Origin of the sequence: uncultured Nitrosomonas sp., from assembly GCF_902826915.1 — a bacterium.
GTDB lineage: Bacteria > Pseudomonadota > Gammaproteobacteria > Burkholderiales > Nitrosomonadaceae > Nitrosomonas.
In genome coordinates this window covers 1-8,226 of sequence record NZ_CADEGP010000095.1, presented here as the reverse complement: position 1 = coordinate 8,226, position 8,226 = coordinate 1, and the positions used below count along the sequence as shown (strand labels likewise).

The window sequence follows — 8,226 nt, the reverse complement described above, 5'->3', positions numbered from 1 at the left end:
CAATATTGTTAAACTCAATCAGTTAGTTATGCTTTTTGAGTAAGCTCTATTTATTTAGCAGCAAAGAAATTTTTGCTGTAATCAATGCTGGATCGAACAAATTATTATTCCAATCTACCCGAAAGGTGGGGTATTAAGTGATGCAGGATGAATTACCCATTTTAATTCTTAGGCGATTAATATCATTTATCTGAATGTGCTTATTATCTACAGTAATGATATTCTCATCTTGCAGCTTGGAAAATGCACGACTGACAGTTTCCAGCTTAAGGCCAAGATAACTGCCGATTTCCTCGCGCGTCATACGTAAATTAAAATCGGATTCGGAATAACCCCGCATAGAAAAACGACGTGATAAATTGAGTAAAAATGATGCCAAGCGTTCTTCTGCCTTCATGCTACCCAGTAACAACATTACGCTATGATCCCGTACTATTTCACGACTCATGATTTTATGGAAATGACGCATAAGAGACGGAATAATAATGCTAATTTCTTCTAGTTTGGTGAAAGGAATTTCACAAACCTCGCTGTCTTCAAGTGCTATCGCATCACAAGTATGAATTTCTGAACTGATAGCGTCTAGCCCCAGCAGCTCCCCGGTCATATGGAAACCTGTAACTTGTTGGCGTCCATCTTCTTCAAGTACACAGGTTTTTAGAAAACCACTACGAATGGCAAAAAGTGATTGGAATTTTAAGCCTGATTGATGTAGATAATCACCGCGTCGCACTTTACGTTTATGACTAACAACATCTCCAAGTATCTGAATTTCTTGATTATTAAGACCAACAGGTAGGCATAATTCACGCAAACTGCAAGTCGCACAGCTTGATTTAATGTGCGTAACATCAAGATGATTCTGTTGTGGGTTATCGTGTAACAAATTATTTTCCAAAGGTAGGGGTTTACACATTCTATTTATCAATACTCTGATTGATCTGAATCAAAGTTAATATTTTTAACCCCTTTATAATTTTACGTTAATACTGCAAGAGGCGGATAAAATTTTTAGATTGCAAGAGCACAGGAAGTAAATGATTGATCCGATGGGGCTATGCTTTGGCGGTTACATCGGTCTGGCCTTTTTAGGCGTATTCTTCACAAAGTAGGAAACTTATTGTATTCATTACGATTCCCTAATTCATCTTCAAGTTTACTTGAGCTGGATTCGGATTCTATGTGTCATTTTGGAAATTACTTTTCTGATCCTGATCGTTGTTTATACCCCGAGATTGATTCTTTGATTGAAGCATCTGATGCGCATGCGTATTCAGATTGGATAAATAATCGAAAATCAGGGCGCTTTCATCGCCCTTTATCATTAGATTTATACGTCCCTAATAGCTGCTCCTCATGTTTTTATTGCCATCTTAATCAGTTCATTCCTACTGATCACAGTACTGAAACATATTCGAGTTATTTGCTTCGAGAGATAAGACTTCAAGGGCAATTATTCAAAGGTGATAGCAAAGTTGAACAGATATATTTCGGAGGAGGTAGTCCGGCATTTTTGAATGACTCTCAACTAAATACGCTTACCCAAGAGATCAAGCGGTATTTTAACTTAGTTGAAGGAGGTAATTTTTGTGTTGAGATTGATGCGCGACAATTAATCAATTGCTCAATGTACGCTTTAAACGAAATGGGATTTAATTGTGCAATTGTAGGTGTACAAGATTTTGATCAACAAGCGCAACATTCGAAGCAGTGTATTCAATCTGAAGAAGCTAACATTCAAATTATCTGCAATATCCGACGGGCAGGATTTAAGTCGGTTAGAGTAGAATTAAGCTATGGATTGCCGGGCCAGAATTTGGATAAATTTGCTTGTACGCTAGATAAAATTATTGTAGCAAATCCAAACCAGATTAAATTTTTAAATTATCAGCACCTTATAGAAAGATTTAAACCGACAAGGAATAATATTTTTACTGGATTACCTGCAACAGAAACCAGGTTTGAAATGAGGTTGTTGGCGATTTCTCGCCTAACAGAAGCTGGCTATAGCCATATTGGGATGAATCTTTTTGCCAGGAATGATGATCCACTGGCAGTTGCTCAGCGTCAAGGAAGGCTTCACTATGGCATGCGCGGTTTTTCAATTTATCCTGATTGTGACCATGTTGCATTAGGTGTTTCAGGAATAGGGCGTATAGGCCCGACTTTACATCAGAATCACTGTGATCTATTACAGTACTATGATAAGTTAGAACAAAATATTCTTCCTATTTTGCGCGGTCTAGAATTAAATGCGGATGACCTGTTACGCCGTTCAATCATGTATGCGCTGATTTGTCATTCGGTTATTTCATATGATTCAGTGGAAGCTTTTTTTCCGATAGATTTCAAGCAGTACTTTGTAACTGAATTGACAGATTTGCAGGCGTATGTAGAAGCCGGGTTGGTTACTTTAGATAATGAGGAGATTGCTGTTACATCGAAAGGTCAATTATTTATCAACGATATCTGTAGAATTTTTGATAAGTATTTGCGTAAACATCATTAGCGTCATCAATCGTCTGCTGCCGATATAAAATGAATGCGCCTGAGAATCGAGGCAGATTCTCAGGCGCATTTATTTATTGTTGGACTTCACTGTTGGTTAAAATATACTCGGCCAATCGATCAGCGGCTTCACCTTGAATATTTTTGAAAGCAGGCATCCGCATGCTGCCGGATTGAAATTTCTTAATGATAGCTTCCTTATTGGCAGCTTTTTCACTCAAAATCATCGCCTTGTCTGCACTCAAAGGCTTGTGACATTCACTGCAGACAGTGCTAAAGATTCTCTCACCGGAAGCATCTGCTGGCGGGCTATAATCGTTGGTGGTTCCACCACAACCGACAAGAATAAACAGTGCAGATATCGCTACTAAAGTATGTGTTCTTTTCATTTCCTGACTCCAGTTTATTTAGTTCAATTAATATCGAGAGTAATCCCGATTCAGTATTTAGCTACTCAATATAAATTTGATGTTTTTGAATTTATTTATTAATCAGATTTAATGATTTAGTAGACTTAACAGAGCTAGTATTATGACAGCTTGTTAAACAAATGTTTTAGAAAATACGGATTGGTTCTATAGCATTGTTATTTACTGCCAGGGGTTCTTTGCGACATTCCCAAGCTCCAGAAGCATAGATATTGCAATAATCTATTTGAGATAACTCATAAAGTTGCAACAAAAACAACACCGGATGTAATTCATTGAAAAAATTATTTTTCTTGACACTTTCTTAACATTTTTCTTGTTATTGTTTACGACTTATTGCTACGTAATGTAAAAAGAAGGAGATCAAAATTCTTTAATTCTTAGCTTAAGCTATTAAACTCTAACTAGAATTTTTGAGAATAACATTATTTAATGTGGTGGAATTTCTTAACACTTTCTTGACAATTGCTATGTTATGGTGGCAAGAGAAGTTGTAAGGACATGAATGTGATGAAGTTTTTCTAGCTAGTATAAAGTAGGCAGCATTCTATTGAAAAATGAGAGTAAAAAATTTTTAAATGATATTGATGCTAGCTTCTCCATAAAATAATTTTTTATTTAGAAACCAGCATTGTTGATTAACAACTTTATACAATTAAACCGTTTTAAAAGAGGGTGTTATGTTCAAAAAGATAAATATCTTTGCTGTTTTTGTTGCGCTTAGTTTGGTTTTTAGTAGTCAAGTTGCTGCAGACAACACTGTAGAGGATTTTCAAGTTTGGGGACAAATTGCGGCACAGGGTAATTTTGGTTCCATCAATCCAAATAATCCAGACTTAACGAAATTCAAATGGTGGATGGAAGGGCAAGGGCGTTTTGGTAATGACGCTAGTCAATTTACGCAATCCCTGATTCGCCCAGGCGTAGGTTATGCGTTAACCGATAAAATTGTTGTGTGGGCAGGCTACGCTTGGGCACCTACGGCTGAACCGATCAACAGAGTTGGTTCATTTAACGAGCACCGAATTTGGCAACAAGTAACTTGGGCTGATAATTTTTCATTCGGTAGATTGTCAACACGTAGTCGTTTTGAGCAACGATTCTTCGACCAAGATGCGCCCATTCCAGGTAATAATGACGTGGCTCATCGATTCCGCCAATTGGTTAAACTAGCGGTTCCAATGCCATCAATAGATCCGAATCTTAGCTTCATCATTCAAGATGAGTTGTTCATTGCCATGACGACCGTTGGTAATCCTGGTTTTATTTCTAACGGTTTCGATCAGAACCGTGCCTTTGTTGGATTGGCTTACAAAGTCAACCAATATGCCACCTTTGAATTGGGTTACATGAATCAATTTATCAACAGACCACACAGTACTCGTCCTGATCAAATGATGCATAATTTGGTAGCTAATTTGTTCCTGAATTTTTAATCCAATAAATTAGCCGTAGTATTTTTGCGGTATGTCATTTGATCTTTCTCTCAGCCGATTAACTTTCCTTGATTTTAAAAAGCTAATCGGCTGAAATTTTCCCTTAACTGTTATGTAAGCAAGGCAGTTATAACGGATTTTTTGCTTTCCTATTTCTACTCCTTTTTTGAATCTGACCAAAGCTCAATAAATAGTAATATTTCTTTCCATTTTCCATTACTATACTGCTCCTTTCCGATCAATCACTAAGTTAGCATGCGCGATTTTAAGCTGGGTCAACGTTGGATCTGTGACGTTGATTTACAACTGGGGCTGGGCACTGTTCAGGCTGTCGAGCATAGAGTTGTCACCATTATTTTTAAAGCAGCAGGTGAAACCCGTTCCTATGCCAAACAATCTGCGCCATTGACGCGCGTGATTTTTAAGTCCGGAGACATTATCAGCAGTTATGATGATGTTGCATTGAAAATCACTGAGGTGCAGGAACACAACGGCTTAGTGGTTTATTCCGGAACGGATGAAAGTGGCGCCAGAATAGAGCTTGCCGAGGAACAATTAGCACATAATTTGTTATTAAACCGTCCGGCAGAACGTTTGTTCACAGGTCAGTTTGATCAGGATAAGTGGTTCAAGATCCGTTATCAAACCTTGCTGATACGCAATCACCTGGCAAGCGCGCTGCTGTATGGACTGGTGGGAACTCGTACCAGCTTGATTCCGCATCAACTTTATATTGCCCACGAAGTTGCGCGCCGTTATGCGCCGCGCGTTTTGCTGGCCGATGAAGTGGGGCTGGGTAAAACGATCGAAGCCGGTCTTATTCTGCATCGGCAATTGTTAACCGAACGCGCCAAGCGAGTGCTTATTGTGGTTCCAGAGACCTTGATTCATCAATGGTTGGTGGAAATGTTACGGCGCTTTAATCTGCAATTCAGTATCTTTGATGAAGCGCGATGTTTATCGCTGGAAGAGAGCGGGGATTGGGAAAATCCTTTTCATAGTGAGCAATTGATACTTTGCAGCTTGAATTTTCTGCGTCACTATCCGAAATGGTTTCAAGCTGCACTGAATGGTCATTGGGATCTGCTCGTGGTCGATGAAGCCCATCATTTGCATTGGTCTGAGCAAGCCGCCAGTGTGGAATACTCCATCATTGAACAATTAGCCGCCTGCACCAAGGGAGTGCTGTTATTAACCGCAACCCCGGAACAATTAGGCAAGGCCAGTCACTTCGCGCGTCTGCGTTTGCTGGATCCGCACCGTTTCAGTAGTTTTGCGGCTTTTCTGGTTGAAGAACAATCGTACGAACCGATTGCTAAAGCAGTGGAAGCTTTGCTCGAAGATCAGGATTTGAATGATGAAATCAGAGAAATTATCTTGTCAGCCATTGATTCAGCACAAGCTCAAGAATTCCTTGCACAATTGCAAGATCATACTGCTGATATGCAGCAAATCCGGCAGACGAGAAAAATGCTGGCGGAATTGTTGCTGGATCGGCATGGTACCGGCCGTATCTTGTTCCGCAATACGCGTGCGGCTGTTAAAGGGTTTCCTGAGCGTAAGCTTTTAGCTATTCCGCTGGCACTGCCTCTCGAATATCAGCAATGTCTGACAGTTTTTGAAACGATCCCTCTGTCAAAACCGAAATTACTGTTGTGCCCTGAATTACTCTATCAGGTCAGAGCCGAGCCGGAGCAACCCTATTGGACAGAAATCGATCCGCGCATCAACTGGCTAAACGCGACACTCAAGCAGCTGAGACCAGAAAAAATGCTGGTCATCACCGCCGATGCACAAATTGCCCGCGATATCGCGCAGGCGCTCAAGGCACTAACGGGACAGCATATTCCGGTATTTCATGAAAGCATGAGTTTGATTGAGCGCGACCGCGCCGCCGCTTTTTTTGCCGATAAAGAAACCGGTAGCCAAATATTGATATGCTCAGAAATCGGTAGCGAAGGTCGCAATTTCCAATTTTCTCATCACCTGGTGTTGTTTGATTTGCCGCTCAATCCCGATCTGCTGGAACAACGTATTGGCCGACTGGATCGTATCGGTCAGACAGAAACCATCCAGATTCATGTTCCCTATCTGGAGAGCAGCGCATTGGCGGCGATGTTTCATTGGTATCATGAGGGATTGAATGCGTTTGAGAAAACCTGCCCGGCAGGACAAACCGTTTTCTTGCAGGTGGAAGATGCGCTCATTAATGCGCTTCATCAACGGCAAATTGATACCGATACATTTTCGGATTTGATTAGTACCACTCAATCAGCCAATCAGGTATTGAATGAAGCGTTAGATTGCGGACGCGATAAATTACTCGAGTACAACTCTTTTCGTCCGGCTGTTGCAGCAAGGTTACATCAGGAAGTGCGCGTACAGGACGATGATTCCACGTTGCCGCAGTACATGGAAACGGTATTTGACTGTTGCGGCGTGCATATTGAAGAACATCGCGCCAGCAGTTATTTGATCGAGCCGAGCGAACACATGAGCATGCCGTTTCCCGGTTTGATGGACGAAGGCTCGGTCATCACGTATTCAAGAGATGTTGCATTAGCCAATGAGGACATGCATTTCCTGACTTGGGAACATCCGATGGTTATCCACGCGATGGAACGAATCCTGAACCAGGAAACCGGCAATGCAGTGATCGTTGCACTGAAGCATCCAAAGGTACAGCCAGGTACCTTATTGCTGGAAAGTCTGTACGTGCTAGAGGCGGGCGGGCAGCATGTGCAGCAAAGTAACCACTATTTACCGCCCGCAGTAATTCGTATTTTGCTGGATGAACACGGCGATGAAGATTATTCATACCTGGATCACGATTCGATCAATCAATATCTGGAGCCGGTAGCGATAGGAATCGCCAAGCAAGTGATTCAACTGAAAGAAGATGCGATAAAGACCTTGCTGGCAATGAGCGAGCAGAAAGCCAATCAGCAAGCGCCGCAACTCATCGTCGAAGCGGAAGCGCGAATACAACAAACCTTCACCCCGGAAATCGAGCGCCTCAAGGCCTTGTTTCAGGTTAATCCAAACGTGCGCGAAGAAGAAATAAGCTTTTTTGAACAGCAACTGGCGGAAATGCAAATAGCTTTACAATCCAGCAATCTGCGGCTTGATGCTGTGCGGGTGATTGTGGCGACTTGAATTAACTCTGAATAACCCGCGCTGGTTCATGAAGCAGTAAAATCTTTCCTGTTTGGGCATCCAGAAGAAGTTTCAACTTCGATTTCCGGAACGCGGAGAGTCTCCGCCCTTCAATCCTTTGCCACAACGGTGTCGTAAAGCCCATAGTGAGACAAGCCTTGGTGGCTTTCAATACCCGTATAGCGTAGCGACGCGTCTTCGTAACGACGGAAGGCGAAGACGGCTTGGTTCATCTGCTCGGTGTTGAACACCTTGAGGCGGACGAGCAGGTGGAAGTCCTTCACCGTCAGGCCGGTGACGTCACGAAACAGGCCCGGTTCCAGCTTGGTGATGACATCCTGCAACGTGTTTTCGCGGAAATCGGTAAGGTACATGAACGCCGGGATTCGAGTGGCGAATTTGATCAGCTTTTCCTGGACCAGCTTGCGCTTGGACTTGTATTCCTTTTCCTCATCGGAGAGTTCCTTCTTCTCCTTAGCTGGCAAATCCTTGTCCTTCGCTTTGTTCTTGAGGTCCTTGACCTTATCGCTCTTGTTGATGATGGTCTCGATGATGTTGTCGCCCAGTGCGCGCCAGCCCTCAATGCGCTCCACAGCGGCCATTGCCTCAGGATTGTCCATAATGCGCCGGAGCGTGTCATTATCTAGAGCTTACTCAGAAATTCAGCAATCAGATATGCACTGCTAAATAAGAATCCC

Annotated in this window: 6 protein-coding genes; 3 read left to right on the top strand and 3 right to left on the bottom strand. The window is 42.2% G+C overall.

Translation table 11 applies throughout. From position 1 onward, the window contains the following. Nucleotides 1–133: 133 nt before the first annotated feature. On the bottom strand, nt 134–916 hold the full coding sequence (gene fnr / locus QZV86_RS12810; RefSeq protein WP_295628857.1) for a fumarate/nitrate reduction transcriptional regulator Fnr: 783 nt from the start codon (nt 914–916) through the stop codon (nt 134–136). Nucleotides 917–1,057: 141 nt separating this feature from the next. On the opposite strand from fnr, the gene hemN reads away from it, so the two are divergent. Continuing rightward, the gene (gene hemN / locus QZV86_RS12805) at nt 1,058–2,509 is read left to right on the top strand and encodes an oxygen-independent coproporphyrinogen III oxidase (RefSeq protein WP_295628854.1); all 1,452 of its coding nucleotides are present in this window, start codon (nt 1,058–1,060) and stop codon (nt 2,507–2,509) included. Between the two features lie 73 nt (nt 2,510–2,582). On the opposite strand, the gene QZV86_RS12800 is transcribed toward hemN, so the two are convergent. Further along, entirely contained in the window at nt 2,583–2,897 is a 315-nt protein-coding gene (locus tag QZV86_RS12800) for a cytochrome c (protein ID WP_295628851.1), read from the bottom strand. Between the two features lie 719 nt (nt 2,898–3,616). Here QZV86_RS12800 and QZV86_RS12795 point away from each other — a divergent pair. After that, nucleotides 3,617–4,372, top strand: a complete 756-nt coding sequence (locus QZV86_RS12795; protein ID WP_295628848.1) for a DUF2490 domain-containing protein — start codon at nt 3,617–3,619, stop codon at nt 4,370–4,372. A gap of 255 nt (nt 4,373–4,627) precedes the next feature. Beyond that, nucleotides 4,628–7,528 carry an RNA polymerase-associated protein RapA gene (gene rapA, locus QZV86_RS12790; protein WP_295628845.1) on the top strand — a complete coding sequence of 967 codons (2,901 nt, stop codon included), beginning with the start codon at nt 4,628–4,630 and terminating at the stop codon, nt 7,526–7,528. A 110-nt stretch (nt 7,529–7,638) separates the two neighbouring features. Here the strand turns inward: rapA and QZV86_RS12785 are convergent, their stop codons facing one another. Continuing rightward, nucleotides 7,639–8,148, bottom strand: a complete 510-nt coding sequence (locus tag QZV86_RS12785) for a hypothetical protein (protein WP_295628842.1) — start codon at nt 8,146–8,148, stop codon at nt 7,639–7,641. Between the last annotated feature and the right edge of the window lie 78 nt (nt 8,149–8,226).

Bases quoted from the DNA above. Each gene is read 5' to 3' on its own strand.
- fnr (WP_295628857.1), bottom strand. From the start codon at position 916: ATGTGTAAACCCCTACCTTTGGAAAATAATTTGTTACACGATAACCCA.
- hemN (WP_295628854.1), top strand. From the start codon at position 1,058: ATGCTTTGGCGGTTACATCGGTCTGGCCTTTTTAGGCGTATTCTTCAC.
- QZV86_RS12800 (WP_295628851.1), bottom strand. From the start codon at position 2,897: ATGAAAAGAACACATACTTTAGTAGCGATATCTGCACTGTTTATTCTT.
- QZV86_RS12795 (WP_295628848.1), top strand. From the start codon at position 3,617: ATGTTCAAAAAGATAAATATCTTTGCTGTTTTTGTTGCGCTTAGTTTG.
- rapA (WP_295628845.1), top strand. From the start codon at position 4,628: ATGCGCGATTTTAAGCTGGGTCAACGTTGGATCTGTGACGTTGATTTA.
- QZV86_RS12785 (WP_295628842.1), bottom strand. From the start codon at position 8,148: ATGGACAATCCTGAGGCAATGGCCGCTGTGGAGCGCATTGAGGGCTGG.